The organism is Streptomyces sp. NPDC001093 (assembly GCF_040298985.1).
Taxonomy (GTDB): Bacteria; Actinomycetota; Actinomycetes; order Streptomycetales; family Streptomycetaceae; genus Streptomyces.
This window is the reverse complement of sequence record NZ_JBEPBF010000003.1, coordinates 138,611-158,040: the sequence shown is the minus strand read 5'-3', so window position 1 is coordinate 158,040 and position 19,430 is coordinate 138,611. Positions and strand designations below refer to the sequence as shown.

Genomic DNA, 19,430 nt, shown 5'->3' with positions numbered 1-19,430 from the left:
AGGTGGAGAAGCTCGCAGACGCTGCTCCGGTACCCGGCCGACAAGGCGGCGCCGATGAAACGGGCGGCGGGGCGTCGTTGGGCAGCTGGAAGGCACTCTCGGGCAGGCCCGAGCCGGTGTCGTCACCGACGCCCTCGGGCGGAGCGGTGACGATGGCGGGGATGTCGGCGACCGCCCAGTGCCAGAACCCCGACCCGGTGGGGGCGTCGGGGTCGTAGACGGTGACGGCGTAGCTCTTGGTGCCTTCCCTTCCAGGGCGCCGCTCCAGGAAAGCTACGGGGAGACATCCTTCCCGCCCGGGACGCCGAAGATCCCGGAGAACTGCTCGGGCGATCCGGCCGCGCCGTCAGTGACGGTGGCGCTGATGACGGTGAAGGGAAGCCGCCTCGGGGAGCCGGGTGAAGGGGTCGGTGGCGATCATCGCGTCGTTTCTTTCATGCCGTGTTGTGTGGCGGGGTGGCGATATGCGGCCGACAGGGACCCCAGCGTCGTGCAGAGCACCATGGCCTTCAGGCCAGGCCGAGCGTGCCGAGTTGTCTTCCATCCCATCCCGGTATGCCTGGTGGATGATGCCCTTCTTGCCAAGGCAGATGCCGCGTGGCAGCTTCCGGCTCGACTCCTGGACGGTGAGCTGCTTGTGCATCAGCCGCCGGTAGGTGTCGTCGGCAGGGTCGACGACGGCCGTGCGGCGTTGGCGTAGCGCACGGCGAGTGCGGCGAACGCAGTGGCCAGTTGGGGTGGGCCGATGACTTGGATGTCGGTGTCGAAGCGGCCGATGGCGGCGGCGAGACCGGTCCATGACCAGGAGCCGAGGGTGAGGCGGAAGCGGTCGGGGCCGGGTTCTTCGACGATTCCGTCGTGCGCGAAGGGGACCACGGCCTGGGCGGGGAGGTTGAGGATGACTTCGCCGTGGCAGGGCCAGTCGGCGGTGGAGCCGTCAGTTCCCCGGAATCGGCCGGTGATGAACGCGGCCACGTCATCGGCGGCGAGATCGCGTGGGGTGAAGCGTGGGCCGGTGGGGGTGCGGGGGCGTATGCGGTCGACGCGGAAGGTGCGCCAGTCGTCACGGTCGAGGTCCCAGGTGATCAGGTACCAGTGGCCGGGCCAGGTGACGAGGTGGTGGGGCTGTGTCCGGCGGGTTTGCTCGACGGGGCCGGTGGCATCGTGCCCGTAGTCGAAGCGCAGCTCCTCGCGGGCGTGGACGACACGGCTCAACTCCGCGAGGAGCTGCTTGCCGATCCTGGAGGCGTTTGGGCGAACTCATTGTCGCCGCCCTCATCCCGATGGCCCAGCTTCCCCCACGCGGTCTGTGGGAGACGACAGCCGGCGTGCGGAATCTGCCCCTGACCAGCTGGCTCGGACGAGACATCGTCCCGCTGCCCGACGACGCCGACGATCCTGTCGGACAGCAACTGGGTGCGCCGCTACCTCGCCGCATGCGGGCCCGCCGCCGCGGCGGACATCCGCGCCTGGAGCGGTCTGGCCGGGCTCCCCGCCGCGGTCAAAGCCATCAGGGACGAGCTGGTCACCTTCCGCGACGAACGCGGCCGAGAACTCCTCGACCTGCCCGACGCACCACGCCCGGCCCCGGACACACCCGCCCCCGTCCGGTTGCTCCCGGCATTCGACAACGCGATCCTCGGCCACCACGACCGCGGCCGCATCATCGACGACGCCCATCTCGGCCTGTCCGTCGCAGGCCAACGCGCCGTGCTCGTCGACGGACGCGTCGCCGCCACCTGGACCATGCATGACCAGCAACTCCGCATCACGCCACTGCAGCCTTTCTCCCCCCAGGAGCAGGAAGCGGTCGAAGAAGGGCATACGCCCTGACCACCTTCCTGGATCAGGGCATCGACCATGTAGAGATCACAGTTACCGCGGCACTGTCCGACCTGCGGCAGCAGCGGTGAGGCGCCAAGGCGCTGTGGAGTTCAGCCGCCTCACGCTCGGCAGGCGTACGACAGGTACATCGAGGTCGGCGCCGCGCTCTACCGAAGCGGGCCGTGTCCGCACCCGCCCCAGCAGCGGACGCGAAGGTGACGAGGGCGCGGTCGAAGACGGTGATCTCGCCCGGGGCCGCGAAGTCCGAGGTGAGGGCGGTCCGGTCAGCCGGACGTGCCGGCCGGGGTCCAGAACGTCGATGCGCCACCGCCCGCCCTCGTGGCCGCCCACACCCTACGTGCAATGCACACATCACACCGACCGTCGGCCTCCCCGGCCCGTGGTCACGTGGCCGGTCAGCCCTTCCCAGTTGCCGGAGCCGATGGCGGCTTTCTCCGCCTCAGTGAACCGTGCCTGCTCGAGGAACGAGCGCGCGACACCACCACTGGTGTCGAGGTACGGGAAGCCGCCGGGCCGGGTCCCGAAGGTGTACGGGTAGTCGGTCGAGTACAACATGCGGTCGGTCCCGACCACCTCGGCCGTCCACCGGAGGTAGCGCTCGCTGACCGTGCCGCTGCCCGCCACCCAGAAGTTCTGCCGGAAGTAGTCGGCCAGGGGCCGCTCCAGCTTCGCCATGTCCTGCAGGACGCCGATGTGGTCGAGGTAGAAGAGAACGACCTCGCCCCAGTGGCCGGCGATGACCTGGAGTCCGGGGTGGCGGTCGAAGACGCCGGAGAAGATCATTCGCAGATACTGCACGCCGAGGTCGTAGTACCAGCCCAGTCCGGCGGTCGCGAGCGCGCGTCCGACTCCGCCTGGCAGACCTGAGTAGTACGCCTCCTGGACCGCCGGCACGGGGGTCTGCGGGTGGAAGTGCAGCGGCACCCGCAGGCGCTCGGCGGTGGCGTAGAGGTCGTCGAACTCCGGCGCGTCGGCCGGCTTGTCGCCGGTGCGCCCGTAGAGCATCGCACCGCGGAAGCCGAGGTGCGTGACGGCGCGCTCCAGTTCCGCCGCCGCGGCTTCCGGCGAGGGTGTCGGGATGGCCGCGAACGCCTGGAACCGCTGCGCGTTGGCATCGACGATCTCGGCGAGCGCGTTGTTGGCCTCACCCGCGACGTGCACGGCGTCCTTGGCCGCGAGGTTCTGCACGCCGGGTGAGGCCAGGGACAGCACCGCGACGTCCAGGCCCTGGTCGTCCATATCGGCCAGGCGGCGCTCGCCTACGTCGCGCAGTCGCTGGGCGAACGGCTCGTCGCCGTATCCGAGTTGCGGAATCCGGGGTACTCCCGCTCGCGCCCAGGCATCGAGTAGGACCGGCAGGGCCACGTGTTCCTCGAGTCCTACGATGCGCAGCTTCTCGGGCATGTCACTCTCCTCGCGTCAGCCGGTGTTTCCATTGATATCTCAGGAACGCTATCACGGGAAACATCAGTGATACGGGCTCGGTGATATCGTTGATTCATGCATGAGGGGTCCAAGGTCGGCGACACACCAGCCACCGAGTCGGAGGGCGGGGTGGGCACTCGCGAGCCGGTCCGGCGGCGGGTGGTCGACGCCGCGGCCGACCTGCTCGCGCGCGAAGGGCGCGACGCGGTCACCACCCGCGCGGTGGCGGCGGCGGCCGGAGTGCAGGCGCCGACGATCTACCGGCTGTTCGGCGACAAGGACGGCCTGCTCGAGGCGGTGGCGGAACACGGCTACGCCACCTTCCTTGCGGCCAAGCAACCGCTCCGCGAGGAACTGGACCCGGTCGCGGACCTGTGCGCGGGCTGGGACCTCAGCGTCGAGTTCGGACTCGCCAACCCCGCGCTGTACGTACTGATGTACGGCGAACCCAAACGCGGCACGACATCGGCCGCCTTCCAGGCCGGCATGCAGATCCTGATGGGGCGCATCCGCCGCCTCGCCGCCGGCGGCTGGCTACGCGTCGACGAGAAGCTCGCTGCCGCCCTCATTCACGCCACCGCGCGCGGCGCCGTGCTGACCTGGCTCTCTCTGCCCGAGGACGAGCGCGACCCGGCTCTGCTCATCGCCATGCGCGAGTCGATGGTCGCCGCCGTCACCCACCAGCAGCCTGCCGTGCAAGTCGCAGGTCCGGCCGAAGCGGCCCGGACCCTGCGCGCTTTGCTGCCCGAGCAGACGGCGCTGAGCGGCGCAGAGCAACTCCTCCTGGGCGAGTGGCTCGACCGCCTGTCATCGGATGGTTAGACGTCAACTGGTCCGTCGGCCAGGATGCTTGCGGTCGGCGCACAGTCTTGGCCGGGTCACGGGTCCAGCTGCGGATGGCCTGCCCGCTCCAACGGGCAGGGGATACGACACCTATGTACTCATTTGCGTGGGGCCAGGTCCGTTGTTCTCCCGAGTCGGCACCAAGGCACCGAGGACGATGCTGGCGTCCCGCAGGTCTTCAGGGAGATGAGCCGCCGGCCCCACGCCGTCCACCACGCCCGGCTTTTGGAGTCGGCTCCAGCTAAGGCCGAACTCCCCGCTCAGCTGGGCGCCCTTTACGAGGGCGAGCAGGAACAGCATGTGCGCATCCAGCGGACTCTCGCCCTGGCAGACCGCCTGCAGGTGGCAGATCAGCGCATCGCGGACGCGTGAGTTCGGGTGGTAGCGCGGCCTCCTGAGAATCGGGCTATGTCCCGGGCTCAGCAGACCCTGCTCGACAAGGGCGTTGCGGTGCAGCGCGAACGCCGCGTGGGAGCGTCGTCGGACCCACCGGTGAACAGGCACGGGCTTCTGGGCAGGGGTGCGCTCGCCTTCGAGTTCCATCACCAACTCGTCGCCACAGGCAAGACCTGTGGGACCCGTGTGCAGCAGTTCGATCCTGCTGTTCAGGTGGTAGACGTCGAGACCGAACACCCTGGACTTCTTCCGCGGCGGGGTGAGCAGCGTTCGGCGGAGCGCGAGTCACCGAGTTCGGCCATCGCACACCCCGTCGCCGTCTGCCAGAAGCGACAGGTGGCGTGTGCTCGATATATCGATCACCAGACCCCACCGTTTCCTGGCAGTGTGGACACGGGACTCTACGGGCCGTGCGAATCCCACGACAGCGTCAGTGAACTGACCCTGCATCGCGTCATGGACCAGGTCACCGTCCCTGGAATGGTGACAATCCGGCAGTCCGGGAAACGTCCGGCCATCTCTTTGATCCGAGGTCCTGCGGAACCAGGTCGTCCCACGTGCGTTCGACGGAGTACCGGAGCGGGTCGCTCGACCGGTGGCTGCGCAGGTCGACCGCGTACATGGTTGTCGCCGCCCGTCGAACCTGCTCAGCATGGTGCGGGACGGTCGGCCCCCAACGCTCGTCGCGTGGCGGCGGCGAGGACCGTGAGAGCGTCCGGGGCGGCGTGGGCAGTGCGCCAGGCAATCACGTGGTCGGGGCGGACCAGCAGTGCGCCGTGGTCGCCGATGCCGCAGGTGTCGGTGGGGCGTGCCGTTGCAGGGGCGATCCGACGGGGCAGGAGTGCCGTGTCGAGGAAGGCGCGGTGCGGATCCAGCTCGCGTGCGGCTCTGGTCCAGGGGCGTCCTTCGGGGCCGGCGAGCATCAGGTAGCGGCCGGCGCGGACCAGGTCGAGCGTGGAGCGGGGCCCGTCCTTGCCGGGGAGGAGCACGTGCGGCAGCCGGGTGCCGGGCTCGCCGTGCCAGCGGTCCGGTTCGTCGGCCGTCGGCAGGCCGGCGACCGTGGCGGCGCCGGGTATGGGGTAGCGGTAGCCGATGGCCACTGCCGCCTCGCTGAGCAGTGGGCGGTCCTCGATCGGGACCTGGGCGCGGTCGCGGGCGCGCAGTAGCGCCTGTTCCACGGTGATCCGGCCCACTGCGCGGCGCTCGGGTTCGTAGTCCTCCAGAAGCCTCGGGTCGGCGTGGCCGCGCAGGACCGAGACCAGTTTGGTGGTGAGGTTCCATGCGTCCTGGATGCCGGTGTTGGCGCCGAATCCGCCGGTCGGCGGGGTGACGTGGACCGCGTCGCCGAGCAGGAAGATCCGGCCGACACGATAGGAGTCGGCCAGCCAGCCGCCCATCTGCCAGGGCCGGTGTCCCGTGAGCGTGAAGTGCGATGGCGGCAGGCCGAGCGCGCGAGAGACGATGCCGCGGCAGCGCTGGTCGTCGAACGTGGCTGGATCCGTGGTTTCGGGGTAGGTCACCGACACCGTCCCGCGGTCCTGTGCCGTGTTCCAGCTCAGGAACGCGTGCTCGGGCGGGCCGGTAAAGGCCAGGGCGAGCCGGCGGCCGTCGAGCACTTGGCGCAGGTCGGCTTCGAAACCGATCTCCATGATGTGCGCGACCGCCTCGGTGCCGCTGCGGCCGATGCCCAGGCCCTCGCGGATGGCGCTGCCGTTTCCGTCCGCGGCCAGCAGGTAGTCGGCAGACACGGTGTAGGTGGCACCGTCGACGCCGCGGATCACCGCCACGACGTGGTCGTCGTGACGGCGCAGTTCGAGAAGTCGGTGGCCAAGGCGCAGGTCGGCGCCGGCAGCACGGGCGTGCGCGCGGACGACCTTCTCCAGATCGGCCTGTTTGACGAAGGCGCTGGGGCAGGGGGAGACGCTGCTGAAGTCCTGTGCGGCCGGCAGCCGCCAGCGCCGCAACTCCGGGCCATTGAGTGAGGCGACCGCCGCGGCGTGGTCGGCCGGCGGGAGCCGGTTCTGGATGGCGTACACGTCCCGGCCGGCGCCGACCGAGCGGTATGCCTCCATCGTGCGCGGATAGAACAGCTTGGCGCGCAGCCTGGTCGAGACAGCGGAGTGCTTCTCGACCAGGACAGGGGTGATGCCTCGGGCCGCGAGAAACAGCGCGGCCGAAGCCCCGACAATGCTGCCGCCCACGATCAGGACCGGGACACGGGCGGCCGGCGGTGGAGCGGCAGTGGCCGAAGCAGTCTTGGTGCCGACTCCGGTGGCCGGAACGGTGGAACCGGGCAGAGACATCGGAACCCCCAAAAGAAACAGAACAGGTCTGTTCCATTATTGCCTCAGGGCGGCACCCAAACGCAACAGGGTTGTATCGTTACCGGGGTGACCACGGAACTCCCCAGCCGCCGCGGGGGCCGCCAGCGTGACCCTGCCACCGACACGGCCATCATCGACGCGGTCCTCGACATGGTGGCCGCCGGCGCCACCCTCACCGGCCTGTCGCTGGTGACCATCGCCAAGCAGGCCGGCGTCTCGCGCAACAGCGTCTACCGGCGCTGGAAGACCAAGGACGAGCTCTATCTTGACGTGCTTGAGACGATCAACAAACGGCGGCCCTCGCCGACCGGCGCAGACACCCGCGGCGACCTCGCACTCCTGCTGCAGGCTCTGGCCGAGCGCGTCGCCGACAAACGAGCCAGCAGCATGCTGCGCGCCCTCAACGCCGAGGCCGCAACCTTCCCCAGGCTGCACAGTCGCTACTTCGAGGAGATCGTCACCCCCCGCCGGGAAGCCATGAACCGTGTCCTACGACGCGGCGTAGAACGAGGAGAGATCCGCCCCGACGTCGACCCCGACCTGATCTCCGACCTGCTCGTCTCCCCCCTCCTCGCCCGCATGGCATCGGGCAGCACCGACCAGCTCGACCCGGAACAGGCAAGCCGGCGGATCATCGACCTCGTCCTCGACGGTGCGGCGCCCGCACCGAACTGACGGAAAATCAAGCGAACTGGGACACAGCCCCGACGCGCCGAAACGACCCCCAAGCCAGGGCCCGTGACGCCGCCATCGGCGCCAGCCACACCGAGTTGCCTTGAACGCAGGGTTCGTGGTCTCGGAAAAGGGCTCCCCTGACACGAAGCTGAGCCCGCCGTCCTCCTCCGCGGCGATGTTGTCGACGGTAACCCACTGCTGGACGATGAGTTTGCGCGTGACTGTCCTGCCGGTACGGGGGATGGTGCGGCCACGCTGACCGCATCTGCCCCTGAAACGGAGCCCCCACGCCGGTCTCGACATCCCGGCCCATCTTTCGTCGAGAGCCTCCAGCCCCCAGCCCGGAGGGCACCCAAGTCAAGGCCGTTCAAACGCTGATCCTCGCCGACCGACATGAGCTTGAAGAGCCTCAATGGGTGAACGTTCTCCGTGGGCACCCACTCAGCCTTCTGCCAAATGCGCAGCCAGTCTCTCGTGGTGGGGCTGTCCCCCCTCACTTCTCGGGGGCGTGCACCGTCGCGGTCGTCTCTGCGGACGACGAGGCTTGGGACGTCGAAATCTTTCGACACATCGAGGTCGCCGACGGTCGGCCTCAACCTCCTCCTCCACTCTCGCGGAAGGAACCCCCATGCCCAGTCCCACCGCACGGCGTCGGCGACGACGGCACGCGACGCTCGCCCTGGCCTCCATCGCAGTCGCCGCCTGTGGCCTCACCGCCTGCGACGCAGCCACTGCAAAGAACGCGCAACCGGCTACAACCGTGTCCCGAACCAGTGCAACGGCGTCCTCGGCGTCCCCGACGGCAACGACCGTCGCCCAGCCCTCACTGCACATGATCACCAACCACGGTCACAAGCTGGCGTTCTACGTGACGCCTGGCCATGGCCCGGCCATCGTCCTCGACGCCGGCGGAGGCCTCGACGCGTCGTACTGGAAGAAGATCGTGCCCGTCCTCGCGAAGCAGACCGGGTCCGAGATCATCACCTACGACCGCACCGGGGAAGGCAGGAGCAGCGACGTACCCGGGCCATGGAGGGCACAGAACGCCGCCTCCGACCTCACGGCCGGCCTGACGCAGCTGGGAGTCACCAAGAACGTGGTCCTGGTCTCCCACTCCCTCGCCGGGGAGATCGCGACATACTTCGTCAGGCAGCACCCGCGCTGGATCAACGGCGCCGTCCTCGTGGACGCCAGCCTCCCCGAGTTCTACACCGACGGCGAGACCGCCAAACTGGTTGCCGCGAACGAGCAGCAGATCGCAGCGCTCAAGAAGCACCCTCAGACCCGGGCGACCCGCCAGCTCCTCGCCGAGGCCGACCACTACGGGCCCGTACACCGCGCCTACCACAAGCTGTCCTGGCCCCAGAGCGTGCCCGCCACCGCGATCGTGTCCGCCAAGACTCCCTTCCCCACACCCGTCGACGCCCAACTGTGGCGACAAGCCCAGCAGGAGTTCGTCAGCGCAGAACCCAACCGCCGCCTGGTCGTGGCGGATCGCAGCTCTCACGACATCCCGATCGACCGGCCCGACGTCGTCATCAAGACGATCGAGGACATGGCGAACCGGGTCCGCTAGGCAGGCGCACAGGTGGTCAGGGCCGACGGCGCTGTGCGTAAGGCCCTGGCGAGGTGGTGGGCGGCGCGAAGTACCGCGGAGAAACCTCATGGCCCGCATCAACCAGGCGTCTTCGTTTGGATCAGCCGCTCCTCGTTCCGGCCTCAGCCCAGTCGCAGCGTCCGGTCCCGGAACAGCGGCTCGATCCGCGTCCACTGCACGTCACGCAAGGTCAGGTTCATCTCAGCCCGCAGCAGAGGCGGAGAACGCCGTCCACGCTAGGAAGCTCGTGCGTCGTGCTTCTCGCGGTTAGCGATGACTTGACCCATGTGGGTCTGCGCCCACTGTCCGAGCCCGCGTGTCAGATGGTGAAGTGAGAGGCCGAGGTCGGTCACTGCGCCCACTGTCCGAGCCCGCGTGTCAGATGGTGAAGTGAGAGGCCGAGGTCGGTCAGCTCGTAGGTGACGGTGACGGGGACCGTCGGTGTCGCGGTGCGGGTGAGCAAGCCGTCGCGTTCGAGGGCTCGTAGGGTCTGGGTCAGCATCTTCTGGCTGACGCCGGCCAGTAGCCGGGCGAGTTCGGAGAAGCGCATCGCCGTCGGGGCGTGCGATGCGCCGGGCTGTTCGGACGCGTCACCGCCCAGTGCGCACAGGATCAGGACGACCCACTTGTCTGAGATCCGGTCGAGGAGCTGACGGCTGGGGCACACCGCCAGAAACGTGTTGTACTCCGCCTTCTTGTCGGCCTTCGTCGTCGCCATTGATCCCGCCTCGCACCCTCTGGGTTAGTTAGGCACTTCAGAGTGCCTACTTCCCGATGGGAAGTTTGTCTCCAATGCTGGTTCAAGGGGGCCGGAGACACCACCCCTCGCAATAAGTAGAAAGGCATCACGATGAACAGGCCCTCCACACCTCTTCCCGGCGGAACCTGGACGCTCGGTGACTCGACCGTCACCCGATTCGGCTATGGCGCGATGCAGCTCGCCGGACCGTGGGTCATGGGGCCGCCCGCTGACCACGACGGCGCCCTGGCCGTCCTGCGCGAGGCAGTCAGCCTCGGGATCACCCACATCGACACCAGCGACGCCTACGGACCACGCATCACGAATGAGCTGATCCGCGAAGCGCTGCACCCCTACCCGGAGTCTCTGTTCATCGCCACCAAGGTGGGCGCGACCCGCGACGCGCAGGGCGGCTGGCCCACGGCCCGGCGCCCCGAAGACCTGCGCAAGCAGGTCCACGAGAACCTCGAATCCCTCGGCGTCGAGGCGCTTGACCTGGTCAACATGCGTATGGGCGACACTGAGGGCCCCCAGCCCGGCTCGATCACCGAAGCATTCGAAACGCTCGTCGACCTCCAGCGAGAGGGCTTGATCCGTCACCTCGGCGTCAGCAACGTCACCGCGGAGCAGATTGCCGAGGCACGCGGCATCGCCCCGATCGTGTGCGTGCAGAACATGTACAACCTCGCCCACCGCCACGACGACGACCTCGTGGACCACCTCGCCGCCGACGGCATCGCCTACGTGCCGTTCTTCCCCCTGGGAGGCTTCACGCCGCTGCAGTCCGAAGCCCTCTCGCAGGTCGCGAGCCGGCTGGAGGCGACGCCGATGTCAGTCGCGCTGGCCTGGCTGATGCAACGCTCGCCGAACATCCTGCTCATCCCTGGTACCTCGTCAACCGCCCACCTGCGCGAGAACATTGCAGGCGCCGGGCTCTCCCTCTCCGACGAGGACGTGGCTGAACTGGACAGCATCGGCCACTGAACAACACACAGGTCGTCGACCGAACCAAGCGGTTTCACTCGGCTCATCGGGCGCAGCAGGTGGATTTTGCTGGTCAGTCCGCCCCGTGAGCGCCCCAGTGCCTCCCGCCCATCCGCTTCCACACGCGCACCGCCCCCTTTTGCGGGTAGTCGCGTGGCGGCCGACGCCGGGCCCCAGCCGCATGCTGATGTGCCCGGCAGGAGGTGGAGTCGATGTTCACGGCCCATTCGCGCCTGCGCTGCGCTCTCTCCGCTTCTACCGCCTTGGGCCAGTGCCCCGTCGGGATCGGCGGCGTCGGCCTCGATCTGTAACTCGGCCAGGATCTGCCGCCACGTTGCATCCGCCGACCAGCGGCGATGCCGTTCATAGACGGTCTGCCAGGGGCCGTACCGCTCAGGCAGGTCCGGCCAGGGCACCCCGTACCGGCCCGGAACAGCACTCCATTGAGCACCTTGCGGTGATCGGACCACTGCCCGCCAGGCTTGCCGTTCGCGGGCAGTAACGGCTCGAACTTCTGCCACTGCCCGTCCGTGAGCTCGTGTCGCCGCACCATGACACGCACCTGCCCAGCCCAAGAGCTGATCCACCCAGCCCAGCAAGAGCCATCAGAAACGGCCTAGCCGGCAAGCAGTGGACGGAGGTGACGGCCGCCATCGGCCTGCGTCCGGCCACCGGTGCGGAAGGGATTTAATGCCTTAGTTGCACGAGGCCATCGTTCTTCCGCGGTCGCGGCTCGGCACGAGATGAGCACCGAGGCCGTGGCCGCCCTTGAGTCGCGGCGCGCCTCTTCCGACTCGCGGTGGAAGACGCCTCAGCAGGTTCGGCACCCGTCGAGCGGCTGGTCGCGGCACAGCCTCTCAGCGTCGCGCGCGAGCGCTGGACGGCTCGACGAGGCGATCGTCCAAGAGACGGGTGCCGGCCTGTTTGACGTACTTCAGCACGGGTGAGACCTCCATGCTCTGCAGTCCGGTCAGGGACCCGATGCGTTCCGAGGTGAACTCGAACAGTTCGTCGAGGTCCCGGGTGTGTGCGACGGCATGGACGTTCCAGGGCCCGGAGATGGCTGCGGCGAAGGCGATCTCGGGTTCCTGCGCGAGTGTGCGTCCCGCGCTCTTCACCGCCGACGGGTGCACGCGAAGCCAGAGGTGAGCGCGAGCGTGATAGCCCAGGGCTGCTGCGGCGATCTCGACGTCGATGTGGACGACGCGATGCTGGAGCAGAGCCTCAAGGCGCCGCGAGGCGCGTCCCGGAGTGAGGTCTGCGGCTGTGGCGAGATCGACGAGACTGGCGCGGCCATCGGCGGCGAGCGTATCGAGCAACTTCTCGTCCTCGGGGGTGAGGCGCAGTGGCTCGCGGGTGACGACCGGAGACTCGGTGAAAGGGGGCCCGCCGCTCCCCAACGCTGCTTCCTCCCGAGGGGACAGTGTGCCCTGCAGGGCGGACCAGTAGTGGCCGCGACCTCCGAGGAACTGCCGGAGCATGGCGACGGCGTTGATGTCGATCACCGCCGCGGTGCGGGGAAGCCGCTGCACCAGGAGATCCTCGCGTTGTTCCCGCGTCCGGGATTGCGTCGCGCAGGTGACCTCACAGCCCGCCGCACCCAGGGCTACCCAGTTGATGTCGTCACGCTTGGCGAGCGCGTCGGCGATCGCCGCGACACTGCCGGGACGGCAGCGCAGCCGCACCAGCCACCTGCTCTGCCCCAGGGCACCCGGGTTCACCACGCCGGCCACGCGTATGACGCCGTCGGCGCGGAGCCGGCGATACCGGCGGTTGACGGCGCTCTCGGTCAGACCGAGGGCGGTCGCGATGGCGGCGAACGAAGCCCGCGGAGCGATCTGCAACGCACGAATGATTCGCACATCGTCGGGCTGAATCGAAGCGGATTCCGTCATGAGCGCCCTTGCCATGTCGCCAATCCTACAAACGAGCCCTCGTAGCTCGCCTGCGATGCGGCGCGGACGAAACACTTGAACCGCACGGGTTGAAGGGCCGCGGCAGCGGGCACCGCGCTGTGCCGATCCCGGGGCCTCGACCGATGCCCGAACGGAGTCCAACGCTCGAAGAACGGAGATGACGCTGCATGTCATCGACCTCCACCGAACAACACCCACCGACCGCTCTCATCGTCGGGGCCTCGCGCGGCCTCGGTCACGCGATGGCGGCGGAGTTCCTCGGCAGGGGCTGGAACGTCGTCGGCACCGCTCGCGACACCACTGCCCGAACGCCGCTGCACGACCTCGCGGACCGCGCCGACGGGAGGGTGACCATCGAGCATCTCGACATCAACGACCCCGGCCACCTGCCCCCGCTGCACGAACGTCTGGCGCACCGCCGACTCGACGTGCTCTTCGTCAACGCGGGCACGACCAACAATGAGCAGACGCCCATCGGCGGGGTTGCGACGGCCGACTTCATCGACGTGATGGTCACCAACGCGCTGAGCCCCATGCGCGTCATCGAAGCCCTCGAAGACCTGGTGTCCCCGGCGGGACTCATCGGGGCGATGTCCTCCGGACAGGGCAGCATCACGAACAACGCGACGGGAGGCCGCGAGGTCTACCGGGGGAGCAAAGCAGCCCTGAACATGTTCCTGCGGAGCTTCGCGGCCCGGCAGGGGGAGACGCGGCGCGCCTTCGTGCTCATGGCGCCGGGCTGGATACGCACCGCCCTGGGCGGTCCGGATGCGCCATACACCATCGAGGAGACCGTCCCCTTGCTGGTGGACGTCCTGCTCTCCCGACTGGGCACGCCCGGCCTGGCCTATCTGGACCGCTTCGGCCAGACCGTCCCCTGGTGATCCCTGCGGCCCACCCCAGTGCTCACCGCTCGCCACCGGCCGGCTTGGAGCGGCCTCAAGGAGGAGATCGTGCCGATCGTCGCCATCGAAGAACACTGGAGCATGCCGGATCTGACGGCGGCCCTCCACACCCTGCCGCACCCGGATGAAAGTCTCGTTTTCGGGGAAATGGACGACAACCGGGAGCGCTTGGAGGACCTGGAGGCGGGCCGGATCGCGGCGATGAACGCGCAGGGTATCGACGTGTCGATCCTCGCCCTGACACCGCCGGGAACCCAGCCGCTGCCACCCGGAGAAGCCCTGGCGCTGAGTCGCGCCGCGAACGACGTGGCCGCGGCGGCCGTCGCCCGAAACCCTGCCCGTCTTCGCTCGATGTCCACCTTGCCCATGTCCTCACCGAAGGACGTCCCAGCCGAGCTTGAACGCGCCGCGAGTATGGGGCACGTGGGAACCATGGTGTACGGCCGAGCAGGGGAACTGTTTCTCGACGATCCCGTCTACGACGATTTTTTCGGCGTGGCCTCGGAACTTGGTCAGCCCGTGTTCATTCATCCCCAACTGCCATCGCGAGCCGTCCGTGACGCCTCATACCGAGGATTCGACCCCATGACGGAACTCGCCGTGGCCACTTTCGGCTGGGGATGGCACCTGGATGCCGCAACAGCAGCCTTGCGGCTGATCCTCCGAGGTACTTTCGACCGTCATCCCGACCTTCAGATCGTGCTCGGCCATTGGGGAGAGACGTTGCTTTTCTGGCTCGATCGGGCCGACAGCATCTCCCGGACCGCTGGCCTGCAGCGCTCCGTGTCCGACTGCGTCCGATCGAATTTCCACATCACCGCCTCCGGCATGCTCAACCCGGCTCACCTGCATCATGCTCTGTCGGTGACCTCGGTCGACCGTTTGATGTTCGCCACGGACTACCCCTTCCAACGGCCGACTAAAGAGGAAATTGGTTCTTTCTTGGGTCACTTCTCCTCCGAGACAGAGCGCCAACAGTTCTCTTCCGGAAACGCTGCATCCTTGTTCGGTATCGGCCTGTAGACCGGGATCTTTCATCATCGGCGGCCCTTCTACGGCTCGGCCTGGTGTGACGACTCCCGACCGCGCTTTCCGAGCGGGGCCTCGTCCTCGCCCAGACGGGCGTCGTCAGCACTTTCGTCGACGCCTTCGTGAGGCCCGGCCGGTCCTGAGTTCCACGCCCCGCTTCCATGTGCCGGCCCCAGCGGGCAGGCACATGGAAGCGGCATCGGGACAACAGGTACCGCCTCGGTCCGGGGTTGACGAGGCCCGGTTGTCTGTTACGGTCATTGACGGACGTACGAAAGTCACGGTCCGGTAGGTAGTCCGGATGGCGATCACTCGCTCGTACGGTGCCCATTGAGGCACGTCCGGTGCGTCCCTTTTCGTAACATGATCGAGAAGGGACACAACTGTGTCGGACCTGCATGCCATCATCGCCGGGGGCGGCCTGGGCGGCCTCGCTCTCGCACAAGGACTCCAGCGGGCGGGCATCAACGTCGCCGTCCACGAGAAGGACCCCGGCCCCGACTTCCGCAGCCAGGGCTATCGCATCCGCATCAATCCGGACGGCATCACCGCGCTCAAGGCGCTGCTGACGCCGCAGGCGTTCGAGGTGTTCGCCGCCACCGCCGGAACACCCGGGGCGCGAATGGACTCCTTCGACCACCGGCTGGGCCTGCTGCACGCGCAGGAACTGCCGGTGGTGGAGGACCTGCCGGGCGGCGGGCACCTGGCGGTCAACCGCAGGACCCTGCGCCAGATCCTGCTGGCCGGACTGGAGAAGTCCGTGCACTACGGCTCCGCGCTGACCCACTATGAAACCAATCACTCGGGCACGGTGACCGCGCACTTCGCGGACGGGACGAGCGCCACCGGGGACGTGCTGATCGGTGCCGACGGGGTCAACTCTGCAACCCGAAGGCAGCGTCTGCCCAAGACTCAGGTCGTCGACGCGGGGCTGCGGCTGCTGTACGGCAAGGTCCCGCTCGTCGGCGATGCTGCCCAGGAACTGGTCCCCTCCGACTTGTTGGGCCTGTGGACCACCGTCATCGGCCCGCAGCGGCGCTTCCTCGGGCTCGCGCCGGTGCAGTACCACGAACCGCAGCACGAGGTGACCGCGAGGCTGGCTCCCGGGATCGAGCTCAGCGACGACAGCGACTACCTGGCCTGCATCTTCGGCGCCCGTCGGGAGCAACTACCCTGCAATGACGAGCAGTTGTTCGTCATGCGCGGCGCCGAGCTCCGGGCGATGACCCTGTCGCTGCTGGAGGGCTGGCACCCCAGGCTGGCGGAGATCGTCTCCCGCCAGGACCCGGCCTCGATCTTCCCGGTCTCGGTCCGCACCAGCGTGCCCGCCACCGCATGGGAAACGAACGCGGTCACGCTCCTCGGCGACGCCATCCACGTCATGAGCCCCGCCATCGGTGTGGGCGCGAACACCGCGCTGCGCGACGCCCGCGTTCTCACGTCCCGCCTCGTCGAGGCCGCCGCCGGTCGACCGCTCACAGACGCCCTACGGGCCTACGAGGACGAGATGCGCGACTACGGCTTCGGCGCCGTCCGCGAATCGGCCGAGCGCGGTCACCGCCTCGTCGGCCAGGACCGGCTGCCCGCACCGCAGTTGCCGCCGACGGGCAACGCCCACCCGCAGCACTGACCGGCCCGCCCAGGCCCAACCCCAGCCGGTGCGCCGGGCACCCCCGGGCTGCTGCCGGGTTCCCTCCGGCCTGACAGCAGCCCGGACATCACCGGGACCGCACCACTCGCCCACCGCAGGCGCTACCAGGCCCCTGCTGCACCGGCCTCCCGCCCGCAGTCACCTCGGTTGGGATGCGGGTCGGTTCCCGGCAGTTCCGCATGTCCCAGCGCTTGAACTGGAGAACTCATGCCTACTCTCCGTGTCGCCATCGCCGGCGCCGGCCTCGCCGGTCTCACCCTGGCCCGCCGACTGCACCACAACGGCCTGAATGTCACGGTCTTCGAGCGCGACCCCGACCTGATCACCCGCAACCCCGGCTACCGACTGCACATCAACTCCACCGGAACCACGGCGATCAATGACGTTCTGGACCCCCGCACACGTGAACTGTCCCTGGCCACGGCCGGAATCCCGCGCCAGGACGCGCTTCTCTTCGACGAGCAGCTCAATCCCGGCCCGGTCCGTGAGCTCACCGCATCCCGCGGCACCGGAAACCCTCATGCCGACGTCCCCGAACACCTGGTGGTCGACCGCTCGACCCTGCGCAGGATCCTGTACTCCGGCCTGGAGGAGACAGTCCGCTTCGGTGCACGGGTCACCGGTTACCAAAGCCATCCCGACGCCACCATCACCGTACACCTCGCCGGCGGTCGTACCGCGGAAGCCGACGTGCTGGTCGGCGCCGACGGCATCCACTCCGCCGTGCGCGCACAACGCCTGCCGGACCACCGGACCGTCGACCTTGAGGCCCGCCACATCGCGGCGAAGATCCCACTCACCGAGGAGACCAAAAGCCGCATCCCCACGCAGCTGTACTCCGCCTTCACACTGGTCAACGGCCCCCACCACGACATCGTCAGCTTCGCGCCCCTGGAACGCAGCAACCCACGCACACCCCTGGTCCGCGAGCACGACCCGGCGTTCCGGGACGAGATCGGCCGCGACTTCGCGCTGGGCATCTTCAGCGCCAAGGCCACCCGGATGCCTGACGACACCCAGCTGTACACGTCCTCTCCCGCGGATCTGAAGCGCTACGCCCTGCAGCGGGTTGCGTCCTGGCATCCCGACCTGATCCAACTCGTCCGTCTGTGGGACGTGGCCACCGTGCAACCCCTGACCCTGCGCAGCCATGTCCCCGCAGCACCATGGGGACCGACACAGGTGACCGTCGTCGGCGACGCGGTCCACGCCATGAGCCCGGCTCTGGGACTGGGCGCCAACACCGCCCTGCGCGACGCCCAGGCGCTGGGGACCGAACTCGTCGCTGCTGCCTCCGGCGCGAAACCCTTGCTGTCCGCGATCGGCGACTACGAGAGCGCGATGCGCGCCTGCGGATATGACGCCGTGCGGGCCTCCGCCGCAGCCGGCGAGCACCTCATCGGACACCGTTCCCTGCCTGCATGACCCGTACGAGTGTCGGCCACGGCTGAAGGCCGGCGCACGCTGGTTGCGGAGGGCGTCAAGTGACTTCGGCGGGCGGGCGGCGACATTCCCTTTCACGGCGGCTTGGGTCAAGGCGGTCGCGCTACGGACGGCGCTGACAACGGCAGCGCCGGGGTCAGCGCCGAGCGGGTCGGTGAGGGCGAAGAGTGTCTTGGCACTGACGACGACGGCGAAATCGCTCTTCCACTGCGTCTCGGCCGGGCTCGGCCACTCCCCGACCATCAATCGGAGTGGACATCGGCGCCGACCTGGCGGGATGCCTGCGCGTTGGCCTGGCGACCAACCCGGCCGACTTCAGCCACACCCCGGATCCCCGCACCCGGCCCGACCAGGCCGACGCCGGCCCCGGCCTGCGCTTCGGCCTGATAGAACACGCGCTCGCCCCACTGGTCGACACCCTCGGCGCGGACACTGCCGCGATGGAGCAGCTCAACCGCGACCTCGCGATCGTCGTCAGCGCCGAACCGCTCTTCAACCTGACCGACCTGTACGGGCTGGACCTCGAGGACGCGATCGCGAGCGTCGTACACACGGCGACGACCCTCACCCGGGCCGTCGTCCAGGAGCACATGGCCGCCGACGCTCAGTAACCGGCGACGGGCCCGCAGCCGCCGCGCGTGACCACCGCACACCCGCGCTGTGCCGAAGACACCTAGTCATGACGCTGCGGTGTTCCCGCTTCGGCCTGAGCGGCAGCTGCGACGGCTGTGGCCACACGGACGAAGGCCGCGACGGCCGGCGAGTGCGACTCCTGGGGCCAGGCCACGGCCAGCGTGGCTGCCGGAAGGTCGCTGACGGGCTGGTAGGCCACCCCCGGCCGCGAGTAGCGACGCGCCACCGAGGCGGGGAGGAAGAAGACGACACTGCCCACTTCGATCAGTTTGAAGATCTGCGCCAGATTCATGGCGGTGGGCGGGGCTTGGGTCACGAGCCCGCGTTGGACCGTCTGCGGCTGGTCCTGGCCGTCCCGGGTGACCATGCCGAGCGAGCGTAGTCCGGCGATCTGGTCGGCGGGAGTTCCGTCGGGAAGACTTCGGTCGGCCAGATCGGCAAGGCGCAGACACGAGCGGGAGGCCAGGGGGTCGGCAGCCGCCAGGACCACCACGCCGGGCTCCGTCAGTACCACTTCGACGTCCAGACCGCGGTCGTCGAACGGGGCGTACAGCAATGCGACATCGGCACGGCCGTCGCGTAGCGCCTGCGCCTGCTCCTTGCCGCTCATCACCAACTCCACCGGCGTCGCCGCGACCTCGCCCTGGTACGCGGTGAGGATCTGCGGGAGCAGCCCGGCGTCGTAGTCGGCCCTGAGCGCGAGCCGCAGCCGCGGCACGGGCCGGCCTGCGTGCCGGGCCCGCCTGCCGGCCGCCGTGACCGCGTCGAGCGCGGTCCGGGCGTCGCGCAGGAAGACCTCTCCGGCCGCGGTGAGCCTGACCTGACGTGTGGTGCGCTCCAAGAGTCGCACCCCGAGCTGGCGCTCCAGTTGCCGGATCGCCCGCGAGAGCGGGGGCTGTGCCATGCCCAGCCGCTCGGCCGCACGCCCGAAGTGCAGCTCCTCGGCAACCGCCACGAAGTACCGGAGTTGCCGCACCTCCAGATCATTCATACCGACAGGGTATCAACGGGGACCGGATCGGTCC

General features: G+C 68.8%; 14 protein-coding genes and 7 pseudogenes. 10 read left to right on the top strand and 11 right to left on the bottom strand.

Features of this window, described 5'->3' with window-relative positions; all coding sequences use genetic code 11:
• Positions 1 to 29 precede the first annotated feature (29 nt).
• From ABT288_RS03300 to ABT288_RS03290, 3 pseudogenes are all read right to left on the bottom strand, one after another.
• Positions 30 to 421: pseudogene (locus ABT288_RS03300) on the bottom strand (YbhB/YbcL family Raf kinase inhibitor-like protein); the annotation flags it as partial.
• A 65-nt stretch (positions 422 to 486) separates the two neighbouring features.
• Positions 487 to 745 (bottom strand): annotated as a pseudogene (locus ABT288_RS50090) (Tn3 family transposase); the annotation flags it as partial.
• Positions 643 to 1,251: pseudogene (locus tag ABT288_RS03290) on the bottom strand (helix-turn-helix transcriptional regulator); the annotation flags it as partial. The pseudogenes ABT288_RS50090 and ABT288_RS03290, both read right to left, overlap by 103 nt.
• Here ABT288_RS03290 and ABT288_RS03285 point away from each other — a divergent pair.
• Positions 1,245 to 1,913 (top strand): annotated as a pseudogene (locus ABT288_RS03285) (DNA glycosylase AlkZ-like family protein); the annotation flags it as partial. The pseudogenes ABT288_RS03290 and ABT288_RS03285 overlap by 7 nt on opposite strands.
• 283 nt (positions 1,914 to 2,196) lie before the next feature.
• On the opposite strand, the gene ABT288_RS03280 reads toward ABT288_RS03285, so the two are convergent.
• Positions 2,197 to 3,249: an amidohydrolase family protein gene (locus ABT288_RS03280; RefSeq protein ID WP_351602207.1), complete on the bottom strand. Its 1,053-nt coding sequence runs from the start codon at positions 3,247 to 3,249 to the stop codon at positions 2,197 to 2,199.
• 96 nt (positions 3,250 to 3,345) lie between these two features.
• Between ABT288_RS03280 and ABT288_RS03275 the strand changes: the two genes are divergently transcribed.
• Complete coding sequence (locus ABT288_RS03275) at positions 3,346 to 4,092, top strand: TetR/AcrR family transcriptional regulator (RefSeq protein WP_351602205.1); 747 nt, start codon at positions 3,346 to 3,348, stop codon at positions 4,090 to 4,092.
• Between the two features lie 111 nt (positions 4,093 to 4,203).
• Here ABT288_RS03275 and ABT288_RS03270 read toward each other — a convergent pair whose 3' ends face one another.
• Both ABT288_RS03270 and ABT288_RS03265 read right to left on the bottom strand, forming a co-directional pair.
• Entirely contained in the window at positions 4,204 to 4,746 is a 543-nt protein-coding gene (locus ABT288_RS03270; protein WP_351602203.1) for a GPP34 family phosphoprotein, read from the bottom strand.
• A 410-nt stretch (positions 4,747 to 5,156) separates the two neighbouring features.
• A complete protein-coding gene (locus tag ABT288_RS03265) occupies positions 5,157 to 6,713 on the bottom strand; it encodes an FAD-dependent monooxygenase (RefSeq protein ID WP_351602345.1) in 1,557 nt (518 codons plus the stop codon).
• Positions 6,714 to 6,899: 186 nt separating this feature from the next.
• Between ABT288_RS03265 and ABT288_RS03260 the strand changes: the two genes are divergently transcribed.
• Positions 6,900 to 7,508 carry a TetR/AcrR family transcriptional regulator C-terminal ligand-binding domain-containing protein gene (locus tag ABT288_RS03260; RefSeq protein ID WP_351602200.1) on the top strand — a complete coding sequence of 203 codons (609 nt, stop codon included), beginning with the start codon at positions 6,900 to 6,902 and terminating at the stop codon, positions 7,506 to 7,508.
• Between the two features lie 760 nt (positions 7,509 to 8,268).
• Entirely contained in the window at positions 8,269 to 9,084 is an 816-nt protein-coding gene (locus ABT288_RS03255) for an alpha/beta fold hydrolase (protein ID WP_351602197.1), read from the top strand.
• Between the two features lie 257 nt (positions 9,085 to 9,341).
• Here ABT288_RS03255 and ABT288_RS03250 read toward each other — a convergent pair.
• Positions 9,342 to 9,823, bottom strand: a pseudogene (locus ABT288_RS03250) (winged helix-turn-helix transcriptional regulator).
• Between the two features lie 132 nt (positions 9,824 to 9,955).
• On the opposite strand from ABT288_RS03250, the gene ABT288_RS03245 reads away from it, so the two are divergent.
• Positions 9,956 to 10,828: an aldo/keto reductase family oxidoreductase gene (locus ABT288_RS03245; protein ID WP_351602194.1), complete on the top strand. Its 873-nt coding sequence runs from the start codon at positions 9,956 to 9,958 to the stop codon at positions 10,826 to 10,828.
• 56 nt (positions 10,829 to 10,884) lie between these two features.
• Here the strand turns inward: ABT288_RS03245 and ABT288_RS50085 are convergent.
• From ABT288_RS50085 to ABT288_RS03235, 3 genes and pseudogenes are all read right to left on the bottom strand, one after another.
• Positions 10,885 to 11,042: pseudogene (locus tag ABT288_RS50085) on the bottom strand (IS5/IS1182 family transposase); the annotation flags it as partial.
• Positions 11,043 to 11,160: 118 nt separating this feature from the next.
• Positions 11,161 to 11,381 (bottom strand): annotated as a pseudogene (locus ABT288_RS50080) (transposase); the annotation flags it as partial.
• Positions 11,382 to 11,685: 304 nt separating this feature from the next.
• The gene (locus tag ABT288_RS03235) at positions 11,686 to 12,738 is read right to left on the bottom strand and encodes an Lrp/AsnC family transcriptional regulator (protein ID WP_351602191.1); all 1,053 of its coding nucleotides are present in this window, start codon (positions 12,736 to 12,738) and stop codon (positions 11,686 to 11,688) included.
• A gap of 173 nt (positions 12,739 to 12,911) precedes the next feature.
• Here ABT288_RS03235 and ABT288_RS03230 point away from each other — a divergent pair, with 173 nt between their 5' ends.
• The 5 genes from ABT288_RS03230 to ABT288_RS03210 all read left to right on the top strand — a co-directional run bounded on the left by ABT288_RS03230 (position 12,912) and on the right by ABT288_RS03210 (position 18,383).
• Positions 12,912 to 13,628 (top strand): SDR family NAD(P)-dependent oxidoreductase, encoded by a 717-nt coding sequence (locus ABT288_RS03230; protein WP_351602188.1) that lies wholly within the window; start codon positions 12,912 to 12,914, stop codon positions 13,626 to 13,628.
• A gap of 69 nt (positions 13,629 to 13,697) precedes the next feature.
• Complete coding sequence (locus ABT288_RS03225) at positions 13,698 to 14,672, top strand: amidohydrolase family protein (protein WP_351602186.1); 975 nt, start codon at positions 13,698 to 13,700, stop codon at positions 14,670 to 14,672.
• A 391-nt stretch (positions 14,673 to 15,063) separates the two neighbouring features.
• Positions 15,064 to 16,308: an FAD-dependent oxidoreductase gene (locus ABT288_RS03220; RefSeq protein WP_351602185.1), complete on the top strand. Its 1,245-nt coding sequence runs from the start codon at positions 15,064 to 15,066 to the stop codon at positions 16,306 to 16,308.
• 228 nt (positions 16,309 to 16,536) lie between these two features.
• Positions 16,537 to 17,754 carry an FAD-dependent oxidoreductase gene (locus ABT288_RS03215; RefSeq protein ID WP_351602182.1) on the top strand — a complete coding sequence of 406 codons (1,218 nt, stop codon included), beginning with the start codon at positions 16,537 to 16,539 and terminating at the stop codon, positions 17,752 to 17,754.
• Positions 17,755 to 18,023: 269 nt separating this feature from the next.
• A complete protein-coding gene (locus tag ABT288_RS03210; protein ID WP_351602179.1) occupies positions 18,024 to 18,383 on the top strand; it encodes a hypothetical protein in 360 nt (119 codons plus the stop codon).
• A 62-nt stretch (positions 18,384 to 18,445) separates the two neighbouring features.
• On the opposite strand, the gene ABT288_RS03205 is transcribed toward ABT288_RS03210, so the two are convergent.
• Complete coding sequence (locus ABT288_RS03205; protein ID WP_351602176.1) at positions 18,446 to 19,396, bottom strand: LysR family transcriptional regulator; 951 nt, start codon at positions 19,394 to 19,396, stop codon at positions 18,446 to 18,448.
• Positions 19,397 to 19,430 lie beyond the last annotated feature (34 nt).

Bases quoted from the DNA above. Each gene is read 5' to 3' on its own strand.
- ABT288_RS03235 (WP_351602191.1), bottom strand. From the start codon at position 12,738: ATGGCAAGGGCGCTCATGACGGAATCCGCTTCGATTCAGCCCGACGAT.
- ABT288_RS03245 (WP_351602194.1), top strand. From the start codon at position 9,956: ATGAACAGGCCCTCCACACCTCTTCCCGGCGGAACCTGGACGCTCGGT.
- ABT288_RS03230 (WP_351602188.1), top strand. From the start codon at position 12,912: ATGTCATCGACCTCCACCGAACAACACCCACCGACCGCTCTCATCGTC.
- ABT288_RS03205 (WP_351602176.1), bottom strand. From the start codon at position 19,396: ATGAATGATCTGGAGGTGCGGCAACTCCGGTACTTCGTGGCGGTTGCC.
- ABT288_RS03215 (WP_351602182.1), top strand. From the start codon at position 16,537: ATGCCTACTCTCCGTGTCGCCATCGCCGGCGCCGGCCTCGCCGGTCTC.
- ABT288_RS03275 (WP_351602205.1), top strand. From the start codon at position 3,346: ATGCATGAGGGGTCCAAGGTCGGCGACACACCAGCCACCGAGTCGGAG.
- ABT288_RS03280 (WP_351602207.1), bottom strand. From the start codon at position 3,249: ATGCCCGAGAAGCTGCGCATCGTAGGACTCGAGGAACACGTGGCCCTG.